At 70.5% G+C, this 19,011-nt stretch carries 12 protein-coding genes; 4 read left to right on the top strand and 8 right to left on the bottom strand.

Annotated features, from left to right (window positions below; genetic code table 11):
• Positions 1-117: 117 nt before the first annotated feature.
• The 6 genes from ABD811_RS33755 to ABD811_RS33730 all read right to left on the bottom strand — a co-directional run bounded on the left by ABD811_RS33755 (position 118) and on the right by ABD811_RS33730 (position 9,547).
• Positions 118-1,578 carry a hypothetical protein gene (locus ABD811_RS33755; protein ID WP_344955887.1) on the bottom strand — a complete coding sequence of 487 codons (1,461 nt, stop codon included), beginning with the start codon at positions 1,576-1,578 and terminating at the stop codon, positions 118-120.
• 703 nt (positions 1,579-2,281) lie between these two features.
• Positions 2,282-5,113 carry a DUF5682 family protein gene (locus ABD811_RS33750; protein WP_425549487.1) on the bottom strand — a complete coding sequence of 944 codons (2,832 nt, stop codon included), beginning with the start codon at positions 5,111-5,113 and terminating at the stop codon, positions 2,282-2,284.
• On the bottom strand, positions 5,110-6,222 hold the full coding sequence (locus tag ABD811_RS33745) for an ATP-binding protein (RefSeq protein ID WP_344955885.1): 1,113 nt from the start codon (positions 6,220-6,222) through the stop codon (positions 5,110-5,112). Before ABD811_RS33745 ends, ABD811_RS33750 begins: the two co-directional genes overlap by 4 nt.
• 45 nt (positions 6,223-6,267) lie before the next feature.
• Positions 6,268-7,665, bottom strand: coding sequence for a vWA domain-containing protein (locus ABD811_RS33740; protein WP_344955883.1), 1,398 nt, complete (start codon positions 7,663-7,665; stop codon positions 6,268-6,270).
• Positions 7,662-9,053 (bottom strand): hypothetical protein, encoded by a 1,392-nt coding sequence (locus ABD811_RS33735; protein ID WP_344955882.1) that lies wholly within the window; start codon positions 9,051-9,053, stop codon positions 7,662-7,664. Before ABD811_RS33735 ends, ABD811_RS33740 begins: the two co-directional genes overlap by 4 nt.
• A complete protein-coding gene (locus ABD811_RS33730; protein ID WP_344955880.1) occupies positions 9,053-9,547 on the bottom strand; it encodes a hypothetical protein in 495 nt (164 codons plus the stop codon). Before ABD811_RS33730 ends, ABD811_RS33735 begins: the two co-directional genes overlap by 1 nt.
• A gap of 182 nt (positions 9,548-9,729) precedes the next feature.
• Here ABD811_RS33730 and ABD811_RS33725 point away from each other — a divergent pair, with 182 nt between their 5' ends.
• Positions 9,730-11,268 (top strand): penicillin-binding transpeptidase domain-containing protein, encoded by a 1,539-nt coding sequence (locus ABD811_RS33725; protein WP_344955878.1) that lies wholly within the window; start codon positions 9,730-9,732, stop codon positions 11,266-11,268.
• A 61-nt stretch (positions 11,269-11,329) separates the two neighbouring features.
• The gene (locus ABD811_RS33720) at positions 11,330-11,932 is read left to right on the top strand and encodes a superoxide dismutase (RefSeq protein ID WP_344955876.1); all 603 of its coding nucleotides are present in this window, start codon (positions 11,330-11,332) and stop codon (positions 11,930-11,932) included.
• A 129-nt stretch (positions 11,933-12,061) separates the two neighbouring features.
• Here ABD811_RS33720 and ABD811_RS33715 read toward each other — a convergent pair whose 3' ends face one another.
• The gene (locus tag ABD811_RS33715) at positions 12,062-12,496 is read right to left on the bottom strand and encodes a hypothetical protein (RefSeq protein ID WP_344955875.1); all 435 of its coding nucleotides are present in this window, start codon (positions 12,494-12,496) and stop codon (positions 12,062-12,064) included.
• Positions 12,497-12,732: 236 nt separating this feature from the next.
• Here ABD811_RS33715 and ABD811_RS33710 point away from each other — a divergent pair, with 236 nt between their 5' ends.
• A complete protein-coding gene (locus ABD811_RS33710; RefSeq protein WP_344955873.1) occupies positions 12,733-14,061 on the top strand; it encodes an FAD-dependent oxidoreductase in 1,329 nt (442 codons plus the stop codon).
• On the top strand, positions 14,058-14,894 hold the full coding sequence (locus ABD811_RS33705) for an alpha/beta fold hydrolase (RefSeq protein ID WP_344955871.1): 837 nt from the start codon (positions 14,058-14,060) through the stop codon (positions 14,892-14,894). The genes ABD811_RS33710 and ABD811_RS33705 overlap by 4 nt, the downstream gene beginning before the upstream one ends.
• A gap of 574 nt (positions 14,895-15,468) precedes the next feature.
• On the opposite strand, the gene ABD811_RS33700 is transcribed toward ABD811_RS33705, so the two are convergent.
• Complete coding sequence (locus ABD811_RS33700) at positions 15,469-18,609, bottom strand: AfsR/SARP family transcriptional regulator (RefSeq protein WP_344955870.1); 3,141 nt, start codon at positions 18,607-18,609, stop codon at positions 15,469-15,471.
• Positions 18,610-19,011 lie beyond the last annotated feature (402 nt).

The raw sequence follows: 19,011 nt of genomic DNA, 5'->3' as shown, positions 1-19,011 counted from the left end.
GCGCTGACGCCGTTCCTGCTGGTCAGTGCCTTGCCCGAGGCCGCGGAGCAGGCCGTTCCGCAAACACTGCGTCCGGCTTCCGTGCGCTGTGCGGATGAAGCTGAGGGCCGTCTCGACTCAGTTGCGGTGCTCTGTGTTCTTGTGGAGGACGGGTCTTTTCGACGTGCCTGGGAAGACCTGGACGAGGTGGGTTTCTAGGGGGCCGTTGAGGAGGTCGGCGGCGTCGCGGTTACGTACGTGGACGCGGACGCGGTAGGGGCCGGGGCCTGCGGCGGTCAAAGCTGGCAGCTTGGGAGGCGCGTCCATTGGCATGTAGAGCCTGGTGGTGCCGTGCGGGCTGTCGATGCCTACTTCCTGGACGCGGTCCCAGCCTTTGAGGTCCAGGGGCGGGGCCTTGCGGTAGGCGCGCACGGTGATGCAGATGTCGTCGTTCTCCACGCCGGTCATGACCGCGGCCGTCGAACCGCTGGAGGCGATCAGGCCGTCGTCGATCGCCTGGCTGAACGGGTCGTTGGGGCTGGATCCGTCGCTGATGTAGTAGCCGCCGCCCTCGCCCGTGGTGAGCAGGGCCGTCTTCTGGCGCACGGCCCTCGGGGCGCGTCGGATGGAGCGGCGGCAGGACGCCTCGTCCCTGGCGTGTTCCTTCTGGTATTCACGCTCCAGCCGTCGGCTTCTCTCGGCAGCAGCCCGTGCCTGGCGCAACGCCACGTCCGGGCACAGGTAGGCGAGCGCGTCTTCGAAACGAGCGCCCCCGCCCAGGTGCCTCCATTCGTCCACTGCGGCCCGGGTGGGACGGCCCTGCGGATCCATTCGCGTGCACATGCGTCGTCCCCGCCAGAGAAGCTCGCCGTCGTCGACGTCCTCGAGTTGAGGTTTTTCCGGAAAGTAGTCGTGGCCGCGCATCATGCACAGATAGGCGTGCTCGCGATCCCTGACCGGCATCCGCGCGATCGCCTCGACCCTCGCGAGGTCCTCCGGCCGTGGAAGACGGATGTGGCCCGTCCGGCATTCTTCCGGGGCGGCCGCGACGATCTCGTGCCGTCTGTGGTCGCCGCCGATCGTGAGCAGTAACACGACGGCCAGCGCGGTCCCCGTTGCCACACGGCCCCGGCGCCCCAGGGCGCGGCGTCGGCGCACCGTGAGGTAGATCAGGCCGGCCGGGACGAGGAGATAGAGGTCCCACCCGAGCGTCTGCGGTACGAACGGCTCCCACATTGCGGCGCAGCCTTCGCCCCATGTCGCCATGTCGTAGGCGGCCAACAGCGGCTTGGCCAGCCCGGCAAGCAGAAGGATCGTCACCGCCGTCCATCCGGGCACCCGTGACCGTGTGCGCGCCCACAGCGCGAAGGCGGGGCCGACGACCAGGAACGGCATTCCTGCCAGCCATTGCAGCGGCCACAGTTCCAGTTGCAGCCACCACCCGCGGCACTTGACGGCGCCCGCGAAGCCGAAGCTCACCCCCACCGTGGCGCCCCCGCTGCTCAGGACGCTGAGCAGCAGTCCGAGCAGCAGGGGAATGGTGCTCGCCGCGAGCGCGGCCCACCACAGTGTCCGGTGCCGGTCCTGACGGGGGAACATTCAGGGCCTTTCCGTTTCGGTTTCTGCGCGGCCCCGACCTTAGCTGCGGACGCCCCGGGCCGCGCCCGCCAACGGCCAGGCGGCAGTCGTCACCTCCAGTCAACGGCCGCACCGCCGGGACGTGTCGGCGGACATGTACAGGTTTCCGTGTGTGTGTTTCGACGCGGCGGGCACCGTGCGGTCCTCGATCTCCATGTCCGCGGTGTCGCCTACGAGCACCACCCGGAGCCGGCCCCGACCACCGAGCTACGCCAGCTTCAGTACGCCGAGGACGCCCGCCAAGGGGTCGTTCGCCCGTACGCCCCGCCCTCGGCCACGGCTTCGAGGGTTCGGCGGGTTCGACGGCGCCGCCCGTCCCCGACGCTGGAGCGGTTCCAGGCGTACGTGGCCCAAAAGACCAGCATCAGCACCGGCCCCGTCGGCACCGTGGAGAGTCGCCGCTGCATTCCGTCGGGCGTTCGCCGTCGGCCGACTGCTCGCCCAGCCGAACCGAGCACGTTCGTGGTCGGCCGCCTCGAAATCCGCCGACGCGTCACTTCGACACGGCCGGTTTCGAGCCCGACTCCCGCTGGGGCCGGGGATGCTCGTCGGTCCCGGAGGCGGCGGCGACCACCTCCTCAGCGCCACTTCCGACGACCGGGGCGCAGGGAAGGACGTCCGGGCGGCGGCCCAGGGGCTGCCGCCCGGACGCGGGGGGCGTCGCTCAGGCCAGGAGGGTGGCGACTGCGTTGGTGGTGGTGGGGTGGTCGGTGAGGAGGGTGGTCAGTGCCGGGGCGGTCTTGGACGTTGTGGTCGTGTCGGTCGGCCAGTCGGGTGGGAGGCCGAGGAGGGCGGCCACCGCGTCGCAGGTGGCGGGGTGGGCGGCCAGGAGTTCTCCTGCGGGGCCCGCGTCCGCGGGCGGTGCGGGCGCCGCCGGCACCGGCGGGGCTGACCACGGTGGGGTCCAGGTGTCCAGCGCCTGGAGGGTGGCGGGGAAGGTGCGGCCTGCCTCTCTGATCAGGACGGGGACCATCTCCGCGGCGTGGTCCTTCAGGGTGGTGATGAGCTTCGGGAGCCACGGGAGCAGGACCGGGTCGGGGAGGCGGGCGAACGCCTTCGACAGGATCTCCACCACCAGCGACGCGAGCGAAGGGACGGGCTCCAGGGCCTGGACGAAGCCGCTCAGGTAGAGCGGGAACGACGGGACGACCAGCGGGTTGTCCAGCAGTTCGTCGCAGCGGCGCCGCAGTTCGTCCAGCGGGAGCAGGCCCAGTTGGGTCTGCGCCGCCCACAGCAGGGCGACCTTGTCGGGGGCCTCCGGATGCGACTGCTGCACGGCCAGTTCCAGCTGGGTGTGGTCGCAGCCGAGGGACAGCGCCAGGCTCTCCATCCCGAGCAGGAACCCGAGCATCGCCGCGACCTGCCGCGCCCCGGTGGCGTCGTCGGTGAACGCGGTCGGCAGCAGCGTGCAGTAGTGCGCGTACCCGGCGGTGACGAACGACTGGCACCACTGCGGCAGTTCCGGTTCGGTCGCCTGGTAGTGGGAGAGCAGCCGCCGCGCGCGGCGCAGCACCTCCGGAGCGTCGTCCACCGTGCGTTCGGCGGCCAGCAGTTCGACCGCGCGGGCGCCCAGTTCGTCGGTGAGGCGTCTGCCGCCCAGGTAGAGGATGGAGTCCTCCACGGCGGCGAGGGCCTGGGCGGCGGTGGCCTGCGGCGCGTACACCGCCTTGCGGAGCCGCTGCTCAAGCACCTGTTCGACGGTGACGCCCTCGTAGCCCAGCTCGACGATCGAACGCATGTTGCGGCCGATCGCCAGGTCCCAGCTCTCCTGGATGGAGCGTTCGCCCAGACGGCGCGAGCCGATGATGGGCCGGACGGCGTCGTCGGGCACCAGCCGGCGCAGGACCCACAGCAGGTCCGAGCACGGCCGCAGGTGCGGATCGGCGTCCAGGTCGAGCAGCGCCCGCTGGATCGTGCGCTTCTCCAGGTCGAGGCCGAGCGGCTCGAGCCGGTCGAGCACGTCGCGGGCCAGCGGGGGCAGGGCGTCGTAGCCGACGGCGCCCACCCGGTCGCCGCCGAGCAGGATCTCGCACAGGCGCGCGATGTCGCGGCGGCCCGGCACCGCGTCCTTCTCGATGCAGGTGACCGCGGCGTCCTGGAAGTCGTACGGCGTCGGCCGCCGCCGCCCGCGGATCCCCGCCAGCAGGATCGACGTCTCGTACACCGCGATGGCGTCGGCGGTGCTGGACGGGTAGCCGTTCTTGCGGGCCAGCCGGACGATGTCGACGCTCCAGCCGAGCAGTTCCTGCTCGTCGACGCCGTGCGGGGCGGGCGCGGTCGTCAGGAAGCCCGACAGCCGGTCGGCCACCGGCGGGGGCGGGGCGGCGGGCGGCTTTGCGGGCTTGGCCTGCGCCTTCTTCTGCCCGCCGCCCAGCCGGAACGGTTTGAGGCCGCTGCGCCGCAGCGCCTTCGTCCAGGTCGCGGCGGCGATCGACACCGATCCGGGCGCGAGCCCGAACTGCGCCTCGATCGCCGAGTGGCTGGACGGGATGAGCCCGTACTGCCATTTCGTGGCCGTGCGCGGAGTGATCTCGAACGAGCCCGTCGCGCCGTGCAGGCCGAACTCGGCGACGCGGCTGGCCGCGTGGAAGGCGCCGCACACGTACAGGCACTCGGCGGGGTCGGCGTCCGAGGACGACAGGTGCTCGCGTATCCGCGTCCACATGTAGCGCTCGCGGTCCTCGTCCACCGAGGTACGGGCGGAGCCCTCCGGCCGCAGCCGCCGGAACAGGCTGCCGATCAGCACCATGACCTGCCGGTAGGTGTCGTAGTCGGCGTCGACCAGCGGCTGCTCGACGTACTGGTCCCACCACTCCGACCAGTGCCGCACCTTGCCGTGGTGGAGCAGGTGCTCCTCCAGTTCGGCGAACCGCGGCCGCAGGTCGCCGATCTCGACGCCGACCGCGTCGCCGTGCAGCGCCGTCTCGTCGTCCTCCTTGCCGGCGCCGTCGTGCTCGCCTTCGCCGGCGGGAGCGTCGCGCGGCTCCCACTGGAACACGTGGTCGGTCGACCGGTCCACCAGCACCAGTTCGACGCCGGGGGTGGTGAGCGCGTAGGAGATCGCCTGGTACTCGGCGGACGCCTCGGTGATCGGCGCGACGACGCTGAGCGGCGCCCACTCCGCCGGGAACCCGTCGATGTCGGTGGCGAACGACTGCAGCGCGACCGGCAGCGTGCAGTTGTGCAGCTCGTCCAGCAGCGGCCGCAGATCCTCGCACAGCTCCAGGTAGACGACCTTCGGCCGCTTCTCGCGCAACCGGCGGGCCATCGCCGTCGCCGAGGACGGCGAGTGGTGGCACACCGGGAAGATCTCCAGCGGCTCGCGCAGCGCCCGGTCGACGTCCTCGACCAGCCCGGCGAGGATCTGCGCCACCGGGCCGGAGCCGAACCGCTCGGCCGCCCCGAGCAGTTGCTCGCGCAGCCCCCCGAACGGCCCCGCGGCCACGTCCAGACCGACCGGCGCGCCGGTCACGGTGTCGGTTGCCGGGCCGGTCACGACAGCTTCGCCAACGCTTCGCGGCCGCCCTCCAGGAAGCCCTGCCACGCGCCCTGCTCCTTCTTGCTGCGCGGCTCGATGACGCCGTGCCAGAACTTGTTGAGGATGGCCAGGTCCTCCGGGCTGCGCCGGGCCAGCGACCCGACCAGCGAGGACGCGAGCGTCTCGGCGCGCAGTTCGCGTTCGCCGAAGAACTGGCTGTGCAGGATCGCGTCCTCCAGCACGCCGATCTGCTCGGCCGTCGACAGCGCCGACTCCAGCTTCTCGTCGTCGCTGCGGGCGGACGCGGCGGCGCGCAGGTCGGCGAAGCTCTGCAGCAGCACCTCCAGCAGCGACGGCGCGACCTCCAGCTCGATCCGGTGCCGCCGCAGCAGTTCGGTGGTCCGGAACCGGACGATCTCCGACTCGGCCTTCTTGCTGGTCACCACGGGGATGCGCACGAAGTTGAAGCGCCGTTTCAGCGCCGAGGACAGGTCGTTGACGCCCCGGTCGCGGCTGTTGGCCGTCGCGATGACGGAGAAGCCGGGCTTGGCGAACACGGTGTTGTCGGTGTCCAGCTCGGGAATGGAGACGTACTTCTCCGACAGGATCGAGATCAGCGCGTCCTGGACGTCGCTGGTGGCTCGGGTCAGCTCCTCGAACCGGCCGATCACGCCCCGTTCCATCGCGGTCATGATGGGCGAGGGGATCATCGACTCCCGCGACTGCCCCTTGGCGATCACCATGGAGACGTTCCAGGAGTACTTGATGTGGTCCTCGGTGGTGCCGGCGGTGCCCTGCACGACCAGCGTCGAGTTGCGGCAGATCGCCGCCGACAGCAGCTCGGCCAGCCAGGACTTGCCGGTGCCCGGGTCGCCGATCAGCAGCAGCCCGCGGTCGGACGCGAGCGTGACGATGGCGCGTTCGACGAAGGTGCGGTCGCCGAACCACTTCTGCGGGATCTCGCGGTCGAGGCCGTCGGAGCGCTCGGAACCCAGGATGAACGTGCGCACCATGCGCGGGCTCAGCCGCCACGAGAACGGCTTGTGCCCGTCGTCGATCGACTCCAGGTAGTCGAGCTCGTCGGCGTACTTGACCTCGGCGGGTGCGCGCAGCATCTCGTCGGTCATGGCAAGGAACTCCTATGCGGGTCGGTTACGTGGGGGCCTGGGCGTTCAGGCGAGGAAGTTCTTCAGCTCGAACACGAGCTTGTCGATGTGGCCGGAGATCACCGGGGTGCCCAGCTCCTTGAGCTTCTGCCGGTACCAGGAGTCGACGCTGGCCTGGCCGGAGCTGTTGACCGAACCGACCGGGATGAACTTCACCCCGGACCGGTACAGCGCCCGGAAGTCGTTGATCAGCCCCCGGTCGTCGTAGAAGTCGGAGATCCAGACCAGCACCGTGTTGCGCGGGTCGGCGATCTTCGGCCGGGCCATCCGCATCGCGACCGGCCCGTGCGTGCCCCCGCCGAGCGTCGTGCGCAGCAGCACCTCGAACGGGTCGTGCACCCAGGGCGTCAGGTCGATCGCGCGGGTGTCGTAGGCGATCAGGTGCACGTCGACCTTGGGCAGCCCGGCGAAGATGGACGCCAGGATGGTGCAGTTGACCATCGCGTCCACCATGGACCCGGACTGGTCGACCACCACGATCATCCGCGCCGGTGTGGTGCGGCGGGCGGTGTGCTTGTAGAACAGCCGGTCGACGTAGAGCCGCTCCTCCTGGGGGTCGTAGTTGACCAGGTTCTTCCAGATCGTCCGGTCGAGGTCGAGGTTGCGGAACACCCGCTTGGGCGGCACGCTGCGGTCGATCTTGCCGGTGCTGGTCTTCTCCACCCGGGTCTTCAGCACCTCGGCGACCTCGTCCACGAACCGCCTGATCAGCGCCTTGGCGTTGGCGAGGGCCTCGCCCGACAGGTTGTGCTTGTCGCGCAGCAGCTGCTCGATCAGCGACATGCTGGGGGTGAGCCGGGCGGCCAGCGCCGGGTCGGCGAGCACCTCGCGCAGCCGCATCCGGCGGACCAGGTCGCCCTCCAGGGTGGCCAGCAGCGCGTTGAGGTCGGCGTCGGTGACCTCGAACCCCTGCCCGGCACCGGACCCGCGTCCTCGCCCGGCGCCCTCCCCGGACGCCTGTCCCGGGCCCTGTCGTGCGCCGCCGCGCGGATCGTCGCTCGCTTCGCCCTGCCCGAGGCCGCCGCCGGCGCACGCGCCGAGCGCGCGGCGCAGCCACTCGGCGTCGCGCTGCCAGGTGGCCAGCCGCTCCGCCGACACGTCGCCGGAGCCGGTGCGGAACGCGTTGAGCAGCAGTTTCGACACCAGGGCCGTCCGCCGTACGCGGTCGCCGTCGTCACCGCCGGCCAGCGGGTCGCGGAACTCCGGCTCCAGGTCGGGGAACCGCTGCAGGACGGTGTCGACCGAGACGCCGGGGTCGAGCAGCGCCCCCGGCAGTCCGCGCTCCTCGACGACGGCCAGGCTCGCCGCCTCTAGTGCGGGCTGCTCCTCGGCGTCGAACACGTGCCCCAGCAGCCGCCACAGCAGCACCTGCCGGCGGACGTCGTCGCTGTCGCCGTCGTTCATTTCCGCAGCAGCCTTCCCGCGCGTTCGGTGAGGACGGCCACGGGGTCGCCGGAGCGGGCCTGGGCCTTCACGATCTTCGGGTCGGTGGGGCCCAGCGCCCAGTCGCCGTTGTGCGCCTCGACCGGTTGCTTCTTCACGGTGCTCTGCACGGCGAGCGGCTGCAGCGTCCAGCGCCCGGCGTCCCAGCGGAGCAGGCCGATGCACGCCGTGGAGGCGGTGACGAGCTGCGCGGTGAGCGGGCCGCTCGGCGGCAGCCGGTCCAGGTCGACGGTGAGGGCCTCGCCGTTCAGGTCGAACGTGCCGTCGCGCCTGGCCTTGTAGCCCTCGACCAGCACCGGTTCGGCGATGCGCACCGGGTGGCGGTCGAGCGGCGCGACGGCCGGGGCCTCGGCGCCGGGGAGCCGGACGCGGGCCGTGGCGAACGGGTCGGCGGGCTCACCGGCCTCGGCGCGTTCCTCGTCCCAGAGCAGGTCGCCGCCGGCGGTCAGCCGCATGTCGGCGACGTCGACGGCGCGGTGCTCGGCGAGGGCCGCCAGCAGCGTCGGGTACGCCGTCAGCAGCTTCCACACCTCGGGGCCGAGGATCGTGTCGACCTTGGCGGCGGCGACGGCGACGCGGACGAGCCGCACCGGCCCCTCGCCCTCGGGTTCCAGCACCGCGTGCAGCTGCGCCTGGACGGCCGTTCCGTGTTCGTGGACGTCGACGCCCAGCGGCAGCAGCCGCCCGGAGACGGTGGTCGTGCCGCCCGTCCAGCTGCCCGAATGCGACAGCAGCACCGCGCGCGTCCACAGGTCGGCCCAGCGGCGTTCGGGGAGCCGTTCCATCGTCGCGACCGGGGAGGAGACGCGCAGCTCGGCGGCGAGGCCGTCCAGCAGGACGGCGAGGCGGCGCAGCCGCGGCTCGCCCCACACCGCCTCGACCGCCTGGTCGGCGGCCGACACCAGCGCGTCGTCGACGCCCAGCCAGCCGGCGATGGCCAGGTCCCGCAGCCAGGACCGGGCCGCGGCGAGCAGGTTGGCGGGCACCGGCTCGCCCTCGGCGGGACGTTCCTCCCACGCGGTACGGGACCGGCCGAGCGCGCCGTCGAGCCGGGTGAGCAGCGCGTCGTGGGCCGCGCCGAGCAGCGCGGCACGCGCCCCGGCCAGCGCGGTCAGCTCGGCGTCGCCGATGGCGCCGCCGGCGAGCTTGGCGGACGCGTCCGTCAGCGCCGTGCCGAGCGGGGACGCGCTGAGCGCGCCGGCCAGCGCGTTGAGGGCCTCGGTGTGCCGCGGGCCGAGCCGGGCGAGGCCGTTGGCCAGCGCGGCGTCGAACCCGCCGACCACCTCCAGCGCCTCCGCGACGCCGGGCGGGGTCTCGGCGAGCAACTCGGCGAGCTGTACTCCCTGCATCAGCGGACCGCCTTCAATGCCGGGTACCAGTGCATCTCGGGGAGCGGCTCCGGGGTGGCCGGAACCTCCAGATAGGTCAGGTGCCGCAGGAACCGGCTGAACACCATGGCGGCCGGAGCCTTCTCCTGCGTGCCCTGGAGCAGGAAGTGCAGGTCGTCGCCCTCAGAGGCCTCGACCTTCAGGTAGCGCGCGACGCGTTCGAGGCCGTACTGCTTGACCGCCTCGTCGATCAGCGCCTTGAGGTGCTTGCAGCGGTAGGAGCCCCCGGCACCGCCGCACGGCCGGTTGTTGTTGGTGCTGCAGCTGAAGTTGTGCGTCTCGGCGGCGATCGACGAGACGTACACCCGGGCGATGTCCGAACCGCTCGACACCACCCCCTGCAACCGGCCTTCCGCCAGTTCGACGAACGGCACCTTGGCCAGTTTCCGTGGTTGGACGGGCGGCACCACGCGCACCGCGCTCCGTTCCTCCCACCCGGCGTCGCCGGAACTCATGAGTCTCGTCCTCCACCCTCGCGGTCCGTCGGATGGCGAAGTTCTATCGGCCTCCACCGACAAATGGGCGCCTTTCGCGATCTTGGCTGCTCGGCGGCGGCCCCGGCCGCCCGGCCGGATCCGGTCACCCGGCGGCGCCCGGGATCGGCGAAGATCAAGGGCGGCCTCTGGAGGGAGCGGCTTTGCGAGCTCGTGGCGTCCTCGTCCTGGCCGGGGTGCTGGCCGTCGTCCTGGCGGCCGGAGTCGTCTCCGCGTACAGGCTGTCGCGGCGGAGCCCGGGCAGCCCCGAGCAGGTCTCCCGCGACTACTTCGCCGCCTGGCGGAACGGCTCGCTGACCAGCATGGCCGAGCTGGTCGCCGACCCGCCGGACGACTTCGCCGAACAGCACCGGGCGCTGTCCCAGGGCCTGCTGGTGTACTCGATCAGGCTGGCGCCGGCCCCGCTGGTGCGCCCCTCCACCGATCCGGATCGGGCGCGCCAGGAGTTCACGGTCACCCGCAACCTGGGAAGCCGGGTCACCTGGACCTACCGGTCCACCCTCGAGCTGGGCCTGGTGAAGGGCCGCTGGCGAGTGCTGTGGAGCCCCGCCACCCTGCATCCGGCGCTGACCGGACCCGCCACCTGGAAGCTCACCGAGACCGAGACCGCCCCCGTGACGTTCGCCGACCGGAGCGGACGGGCGCTGCCGGACGCCGGCCTGCTCCAGCCGTACATCGCGGCCCTGTCGGAGAGCTTCGGCAACACCGGCGCCGACACCATGGGCTGGGCCGTCGAGGTCACCACGGGCGGCAGGCCGCCGCAGCGGCTGGCGGTGCTGGGCGCCGACCCGGCCGAACGGATAAAGACGACCCTGGACCGCAGGATCCAGGCCGCCGCCGAGGAGACGATCTCCGACGGGACCGCCGCCCTGGTGGCGGTGCGCCCGTCCACCGGGGAGGTGCTGGCCGTCGCCGACAGGCTGGGCGGACGCAACGCGTTCCTGGGCTCCTACCCGCCCGGCTCGTCGTTCAAGGTGGTCACCGCCGCCGCCCTGCTGTCGGACGGCATGTCCGCCGGCAGCGGCGTCGGCTGCCCCGCGTCGGTGGTCACCGCGCAGCGCACCATCCGCAACTCCGACGACCTCTCACTCGGTGACACCGCGCTGCGGGACGCCTTCGCCCACTCCTGCAACACCACGTTCGCGCAGTTGACCGTCGACCGGCTGGGGGCCGGCAAGCTGGCCGACGCCGCGAAGTCGTTCGGCTTCGGCGGCCCCATCACCCCCGGGATCGCGGCCGTCCGGGGCGGCTTCCCCGAGCCGGACGGCGGCGCCGAACTCGCCGAGGCGGCCATCGGCCAGGGCCGGGTACAGGCCAGCCCGCTGGTGATGGCGATGGTCGCGGCGGCGGCCGCGGACGGGCGGTGGCGGCCGCCGCGGCTGGTCGACGCCAAGCTGATCCGTGAGGACCGGCAGCCCTCCCGCCGGGTTCCGGCCGCGGGCGCGCTGCGCGACATGATGCGCGCGGCCGTCACCGACGGCACCGCGAAAGGCGCGGGCCTGCCGGAGGGCACGGCGGGCAAGACCGGAACCGCCGAGGTCGGCGACGGCGGGGAACCGCACGCCTGGTTCATCGGCTTCCGCGGCGACGTGGCGTTCGCCGTCCTCGTCGCGTCCGGCGGCTCGGGCGGCAGGACGGCCGCCCCACTGGCCGCGCGTTTCCTGCGCGCCCTGGATCAGTAGGTCCCGGCCCCCCTTTCTGCATGCTTGATGCAACTGCGACTCGTTTGCAATAGTGGTCGTCATGTCGACCTACGCGCTGCCCGATCTGCCCTACGACTACGCCGCCCTGGAACCGGCGATCACCGGTGAGATCCTCGAACTGCACCACGGCAAGCACCACGCCGCCTACGTCAAGGGCGCCAACGACACCCTGGAGAAACTGGCGGAGGCACGCGACAAGGAGCAGTACGGCGGCCTGGTCGGGCTGGAGAAGACGCTGGCGTTCAACCTGTCGGGGCACGTGCTGCACTCGATCTTCTGGGACAACCTGTCCCCCGACGGCGGCGACCGCCCCGACGGCGAACTGGCCGACGCCATCGACGAGCACTTCGGATCGTTCGAGGCGTTCCAGAAGCAGCTGTCCACGGCCACGTCCACCGTGCAGGGCTCGGGATGGGGCGTGCTGGCCTGGGAACCGGTCGGCGGACGCCTGGTGGTGGAGCAGGTCTACGACCACCACGGCAACGTCGGCATGGGCACCACCCCGCTGCTGGTCTTCGACGCCTGGGAGCACGCCTACTACCTGCAGTACCGCAACGTGCGCCCCGACTACGTCGAAAAGCTGTGGTCCCTGGTCAACTGGGCCGACGTCGCCGCCCGCTACACCGCCGCCAAGAACGCCTAGACACGCCCGGGGCCGCCCGACCGTGGCGCCCACCAGGCCGGGATCATGCTCAGAACACGTTCCCTCACGGCCTGGTGGGCGCCACTCACGCTATCCGCCCACACAAATGGCAAGGGCGCGGCGGCTGCATCAGTGGAAGTGGATGCCGCCGTCCACATCGCGCATCTGGACGACCTTCTCGGCCGGGGCGTTCAAGATGTTGGTGACGCCGTCGCCGCTGGTCGCGGTCGCCGTCCTAGCCTGCTGGAGCCGGTTCTCCACGTGGGCACGAAAGTCCGGGTCCTGGTCCATGGCGTGGCGGACGGCGCTCTGCAGGTCGTCGGCGAACGCCGGTGCCTCCTCGATGGCCCGGCGCAGCGCCTCGGTGAGCCGGGCGACCCGTTCGGCGTCGTCGGGATCGGCGATCGCACCGCTCAGCACCTCCTCGTCGGCCGGGCGTCCGCGGAACCTCTCACGCACCTTCCGGCTGATCGCGACGATGCCGTCCTTGACGGGCTGGCCGGTGAGCTCCACCGCCTTGCCGGCGGCCGCCGCCGCGATCGCCAGGGTCAACGGGTCTGTCATCGATCGCTCCCGATCCTCGGGGACAGGGGGGATGGCACCAGTCCAACACGCACCCCCCATGGCCACAACAGACCAATCCATGTGGCCACCCGTCCCACGCCATGTACTCCGGTCAGTGATGGGCGGGAGGAAGTGCGCGGCCTGTTGTGGTCGTCGGCCGAGCAATCTGGCGGATGGTCCCGGCCGGTCCCGTGACACATGCTCGCGGCATTGCCGATTGCGGGGAGGCGCATCGAATGCCGGTTTTGGGTGAGCATGCCGTCGTTCTGGGGGCCGGAATGGCCGGGCTGTTCACGGCGCGGGCGCTCGCGGAGTCGTACGAGACCGTCACGGTGGTCGAGCGGGACCGGCCGGCGGCTCCGGCGGAACGGAGGCGGGGCGTGCCGCAGGGCGAACACGCGCATCTGCTGCTGACCCGGGGAAAGCAGTTGATGGAGCGGATGTTCCCCGGCCTCACCGATGAGCTCATCGAGGACGGGGCCGTTTCCATGCCGGCGCTGGAGCGGTTCCGCTCGCAGGTCGCGGGACGCGAGGTGCGCCGGGGGCATGTGGGCGAGTTCGTGTCCATGACCCGGCCGTTCCTCGAAGGCCACGTCCGCCGCCGTATGGAGGCGCGCGGAGGCGTCACGTTCCTCGACGGCCATGCCGCGGTGGGGCTGACCTTCCACGGCGGCCGCGTCACCGGGGCACGCGTGAACGGCGGCGAAGGAGAACGGATCCTGGACGCCGACCTCGTCGTGGACGCGATGGGACGGGGCGCGCGCAGCCCCGCGTGGCTGGCCGAACTCGGCTTCCCGGCCCCGCCCGCGGACGAACTCCACGTCGACGTCGGCTACTCGTCGAGGCTGGTGGGCGCCCCCGACGACGCTCTCGGAGGCGACAAGGGCATGCTGATCGGCCCGAGGCCCGACCTGTCGCGCGGCATGGCGCTGTTCAAGGTCGAGGGCGATGCGCGGTGGCTGCTGACGCTGGTGGGGTACGCGGGTCACCCTCCGACCGACGAGGAGGGATTCATGGAATTCGCCCGTACGGTGGCTCCGGACGAGACGTTCGCCATGCTGAAGGACAGCGAACCGCTGAGCGAGATCCGGCGGTTCCGGTTCCCGACCAGCCGCCGGCGACGTTACGAGAAACTCCGTTCGTTCCCTCAGGGCCTGCTGGTGGCGGGCGACGCCGTGTGCAGCTTCAACCCGATCTACGGCCAGGGCATGTCCGTGGCCGCCCTGCAGGCGGGTGCGCTCCGGCGCACGTTGATGGACGGCGACCATGACCTGGCCCGCCGCTACTTCCGCGCCGTGGCGCGCGTGGTGGCCCCGGTCTGGCGGCTGGCGGTCCAGGCCGACCTGGCGATCCCCGAGATCCAGGCCCCGCGTCCTCTGTCGTTCCGTGTCACCGACGCCTATGTCAAGCGGGTCCAGCGGGCCGTCTCCCTGGACGAGGCGGCGGCCTCCCGCTTCTTCCGCGTGACCAGCCTGGTCGAACCACCGGGCGGCCTGCTGCGGCCCTCGATGGCCTGGCGGGCCCTGCGTCCACGGCGCTCCGACGGCAAGGCGGCCCGGCCGTGAAGGTCTACGAACGCACCGTCAACGGCATCCGGACCGTCGTCCGGGAACACGGCGAGGGCCGCGACGGGGAGGCGGTCGTCTTCGTCCACGGGAACCCGGGGTCCGGCGCCGACTGGGAGGGGTTGCTGCTCCAGGCCGGCCGCCACACGCGAGCCGTCGCCTGGGACGCCCCCGGATTCGGCCGGGCCGACAAACCGCGTGGCTTCCCGCACAGCGTGGACGGGCACGCCGAGTTCTTCGGCGCCGTGCTGGACGACCTGGGCATACGGAAGGCTCATCTCTGCCTGCACGACTTCGGGGGCCCGTGGGGGCTGGCCTGGGCCGTCCGCCATCCCGACCGGCTGACCGGCCTGGTCCTGGTGGACACCGGGGTTCTCCTCGGTTACCGCTGGCACGTCCTGGCGCGGGTGTGGCGGACGCCGGTCGTCGGCGAGGTCTTCATGGCGACGACGACCCGCCGGGCCTTCCACCTCCTGGTCGGGAGGCGCGGCAATCCGCGCGGCCTTCCCCGCCCGTTCCTGGACCGCATGTTCGACGACTTCGACCGCGCGACGCGCCGGGCGGTCCTGCGGCTCTACCGTTCGTTCGACGACCCGGCCGGCTGGTCGGCGGCGGTGTCGCCGGTGCTGGGCCGGCTGGACGTCCCCGTCCTGGTCGTCTGGGGCGCCCACGACCCGTACATGGGGCCCGCGCAGGCCCTGGTCCAGCGCGCCACGTTCCCTCACGCCGAAGTCGTCGTCCTCCCCGAAAGCGGCCACTGGCCCTTCGTGGACGCCCCCTCCGAGGTAGAGCAGGCAACCACCACCTTCTGGCAAAAGACCATCCCCACCTGACACAGACGCGCGGCGAACGGTGCACGAAGTTCCAGCGAGCGACCACACCTGGGGCGCCTTCCCGCCACCACGACGCTCATGACCCGTCGGCCATGTGTGCGAGGCTGGGGGTGTTCTGGAGGTAGCTGTCATGGAGGTGTAACAACCTGCTGGTCACCGCAGTCCCACGACCTCGGCGAACGCAGTCGCGGACGGCCCCACCCCAGCGGGCCGTCACATCCTCGAAGCGCCGGCCCACGGCAGTCCTCAAAATATTAAGGGGGGCGGCCAGCGCCACCCCCCTTAATATTCGGTCACCACATGATAATGGAGACCGCTGCGCTCGCCGGCCCAGCGCCGGCAATGACGCTGATGGTTACCGCCATAGCGATGATCCCAATACGGCGAAGCATCTCATCCTCTCCAAAGATGAACGTTCCAAGACCGGCACCGGCGAACGCCCGAATGCCGAACGCGCGCTAGCTTACAGCGAACGCGGGCGCGGAGAGGACGGTCAACGATCTTCCTCTAAACTGTCACACGAGACCAAGCTGGCAGTCTAGCGCAGGCAGCGACCTCAATGCGCCATGCCTCACTATGCCCCAAAAGTACCGCCTGTCTCCCGCAGGTAGGATTTGACCCTTTCCTCCTCGGGGAGACCAGATGATTCCAGAATGCCCATAGCCTGGCGCCAGCACCTACGAGCCGCCTCCCGGCCTTCCAGATGCAGAAGCGCCCGGCCCATGCCCTCCAACGCCTTGGCGGTCTCGTAGGGAACACCGATCCGGCCGGCCAGGTCATGGGCCTGCCGGAAGCAGTCGACGGCGGCCCGATATCGTCCGGCCCCCGTCAGAGCATCTCCCATTCGACGCAAAGCCATTGCTTCTTCATAACGACCGTTCACGATACGGGCGAGGGCCCTCGCCTTCTGATGGTGAACGAGGGCCTCCCCGTAACGTCCAACCTCATGAAAAGCTGCACCTATTCCAATCAGAGTCTCTATCACGTTGCGCCGGTCACCGATCTCCATAAAGACCGCCAGTGCCCTGCGATAGCTTTCGAGAGCATCTTCGTTACGGCCGGTGTGTCGGTGGATGTTCGCCATGTTGCTGAGCCAGATTGCCTGATACTGGCGGCCCAGTTTCGCGGCGGCCGCCGCAGTCTCTTCGTAGAAACGCACCGCCGCCTCCACCCGTCCCATGCGCAGGGCCAGGTCGCCCATGTTGTTCAGCGCCATCATCCGGCCGGGGAGGTCATCGACCTCGGAAAAAAGCGTGAGCGCACTCTCACGCAGTCGTTCGGCTTCCGCGTAGCGGCCAATATACTCACAGAAAATCGCCGCGTGATCGAGACTTTTGGCCTCACCACGGCGATCCCCCAGCGAACGGCGTATCTCCAACGCCTCCTGGCAGGGGGCCAGTGCATCCGCAAAGCGAGATTGGTGCCATCGAATGAGGCTGATGTGGTCGAGAATGTCGGCTTCCCCATGCCGTTCGGAAAGCGACCGATAGATCTGCAAGGCTTTTTCAGCGTTGTCCAACGCACTTTCGTACTCGGTGCTGCGGAGCCGGATGCGACTGAGATCCGCAAGCGCGACGGCCATCCCACGCCGATCCCCCAACTGCCCCCATGCGACAATGGCACGTTCGTGGATTTCGGCCGCCACCTCCCAGTGACCCTGGGCCTCCAAGAAGCCGGCAAGCACCTGGGCCAGCTGAGCCACATGGCCCGGGGAAGCGTGGCGAATAGCATTCAACAGGCATTCAAGCTCGACGGAGAACCATTCCTGCGCCTGCTCCTCTGTGTGCAACGGGGGCAGTTCCGCTGGCGGATAGGCGACGCGGACCCGGGGCCGACGTCGGTGCGGGGAGAGCAGCCGGTCCGCCTTGTCCGCGGTCGCGAGGTAGAAGTCGAGAATCCGATGGCGGATGCGGGCGCGCTCGGCGTCGGTGTCTGACTGCCGGCCAAGGCGCCGGGCGTAGTCGTGCACGAGGTCATGAAAGTGGTAGCGCCCGCGAACGGATTCGATGATCAGGTGCCGGTCCAGTAGTTCCTCGAGGATCCGCTCGGCCTCGTCGACTGAGCACCCCAGAATCGCCGCTGCGACATAGGCGGTCAGATCGGGCCCGGGGTGGAGGCCGAGAGCACGGAACGCCTCGCGCAGCGGCGGCGCAAGCCCCCGGTACGAGACCTCGAACACCAACGTGATCTCGCTGCCCTCAGTTCGCAACTCCTGCAGGCGGCGATCGTCCGAACCGAGCCGCGCGAGCAGATCGGCGACGGTCCAGGCACGGCGGTGCCGGAGCCGGCTGGCCGCGATCCCCACCGCTAGCGGCAGGCGGCCGCAGCGCCTCACGACCGCGGTGACATCGGAGAGGTCATCCGCCACTCGGCCCGTTCCGGCTATGCGCGAGAACAGGGCGACGGCGTCCTCGACGGGCAGGACGTCCAACGACAGGGTGTGCGCCTCGTGCAGTCCGGTCAGGCGGCGCCGGCTGGTGATGATGACGAGGCATCCGGCGGAGGCTGGCAGCAAAGGCCGGACCTGGTCGTGTCCCGCGGCGTCGTCGAGCACGACGACCATGCGGCTGCCCGCAAGTTGAGACCGCCACAAGGCGGCACGCTCGTCCAGCGTTCTGGGGATGCGTGCCGTGGCGACCCCGATCAGGCGGAGCAGCGTGTGAAGGGCACTCGCGGGGTCCAACGGCTCCTGGCCGGGATCGTGTGCATGCAGATCCAGGAAGACGCCCCCGTCCGGGAAGCGCCCGGTCAGGCGGTGCGCGAGATGGACGGCAAGCGCCGACTTCCCGACCCCGGGCATCCCGTCTATTGTGATCACCTTGACCGCCGCGCCCGAGGGCCCTGGCCCGTCCCCGGTGGACACCGCCTCCAGCAACTCCTGGAGTTCGCCGTTGCGACCGGTGAAGGCGTGCACGTCATGGGGCAGATTGTTCGGGGGGCGGTCGATGGCCGATTGCGGGCCGGGGACGCGGGCCAAGGCCGGATCGCTCCGCAGGATTCGCCGCTGCACCTCTTGTAGCCGAGGCCCGGCGTCGGTGCCCAGTTCCGTCGCCAAGTGATCACGCGTACGCCGGTAGACGTTCAAGGCTTCGGCCTGCCGCCCTGAGCGGTACAGCGCCACCATCAGACGCTCGACGGGCCGCTCGTCGAACGGATGCCGTTCGACCAGGGCCGACAACTCCCCCACCAGATCAGCGTGGTGGCCACGGCGTAGTTGGATGTCGATCCGTTCGAACGTCGCGGTCAGTAACTCCTCTTCCAGGCTTCGGCGCGTACGCTCCACCCAGTCACCGGAAAGGTCGGCCAGCGGAGCCGCCCTCCAGAGTTTGGCAGCTTCGCGGTAGCGTTCCAGGGCGTACTCGTCGTCGCCGCTTGCAGCGATGGCACGGGCCTGGTCCCGCAACAGGCGGAAGCGGTGCAGATCGACAGCCTCGTCCTCGACGTCGATCATGTAGTTGCCCTGCCGGGATTTCAGTCGGACACCTTCCACCCCGTCGAGGCGGTGCCGCAGCCGCGTTATGTAGGAGTAGAGGCTTTGCCGTGGTTTGGCCGGCGGATTCTCGTCCCAGACCCGACGGATGAGGGATTGCACGGACACCGGTTGTCGGGGGGCGAGCAGCAGGGCCGCGAGGAGGCATCGCTCCTTGGCCGTTCCGAGGTCGCGCCGCTGGCCGTCGATCCACAGCTCAACGGGGCCCATGACGCGGAACATCATCAGCGCCCCTTTGCGGAAAACTCCTCTTCGATTGATCCTTGCATCAACAGATGGCAGTCGCCAGAATCGGCAACGCTGATCACCTGGCCAACATGGGACATCGTTACCACCACCGTCAGGGATACTGCAAGATTTCGTCAAGGCACTTCGCCGACCCTCGATTCCGTGGCGGATCACAATCGCTCCGTGATGAGGGCACTGCGCGGCCGCCCCCGCTCGGCACAGAGTGTTACTCGACGGGGATGTGCGGCTCCGAATGGCGTGAGGGCATGGAAGGGGTCGGCCCGAAGTAGCGCGGCGGCCCGGGCTTTCACAACAACCCACGCGGCGCCACGCCCTCGTTGCCCGATGGTCGGGTGCGGGCACAGTGACGACGCCGGGCCGGCCCGGCATGTCACGCCG

Source organism: Actinomadura miaoliensis, from assembly GCF_039536785.1.
Taxonomy (GTDB): Bacteria; Actinomycetota; Actinomycetes; order Streptosporangiales; family Streptosporangiaceae; genus Spirillospora; species Spirillospora miaoliensis.
Note: the sequence above shows the minus strand (reverse complement) of the source record. Positions and strands in the feature narration are given on the sequence as shown.

Coding starts and splice junctions, on each gene's coding strand:
- ABD811_RS33755 (WP_344955887.1), bottom strand. CDS start 1,578: ATGTTCCCCCGTCAGGACCGGCACCGGACACTGTGGTGGGCCGCGCTC.
- ABD811_RS33745 (WP_344955885.1), bottom strand. CDS start 6,222: ATGACCGACGAGATGCTGCGCGCACCCGCCGAGGTCAAGTACGCCGAC.
- ABD811_RS33740 (WP_344955883.1), bottom strand. CDS start 7,665: ATGAACGACGGCGACAGCGACGACGTCCGCCGGCAGGTGCTGCTGTGG.
- ABD811_RS33735 (WP_344955882.1), bottom strand. CDS start 9,053: ATGCAGGGAGTACAGCTCGCCGAGTTGCTCGCCGAGACCCCGCCCGGC.
- ABD811_RS33730 (WP_344955880.1), bottom strand. CDS start 9,547: ATGAGTTCCGGCGACGCCGGGTGGGAGGAACGGAGCGCGGTGCGCGTG.
- ABD811_RS33720 (WP_344955876.1), top strand. CDS start 11,330: ATGTCGACCTACGCGCTGCCCGATCTGCCCTACGACTACGCCGCCCTG.
- ABD811_RS33715 (WP_344955875.1), bottom strand. CDS start 12,496: ATGACAGACCCGTTGACCCTGGCGATCGCGGCGGCGGCCGCCGGCAAG.
- ABD811_RS33710 (WP_344955873.1), top strand. CDS start 12,733: ATGCCGGTTTTGGGTGAGCATGCCGTCGTTCTGGGGGCCGGAATGGCC.
- ABD811_RS33700 (WP_344955870.1), bottom strand. CDS start 18,609: ATGATGTTCCGCGTCATGGGCCCCGTTGAGCTGTGGATCGACGGCCAG.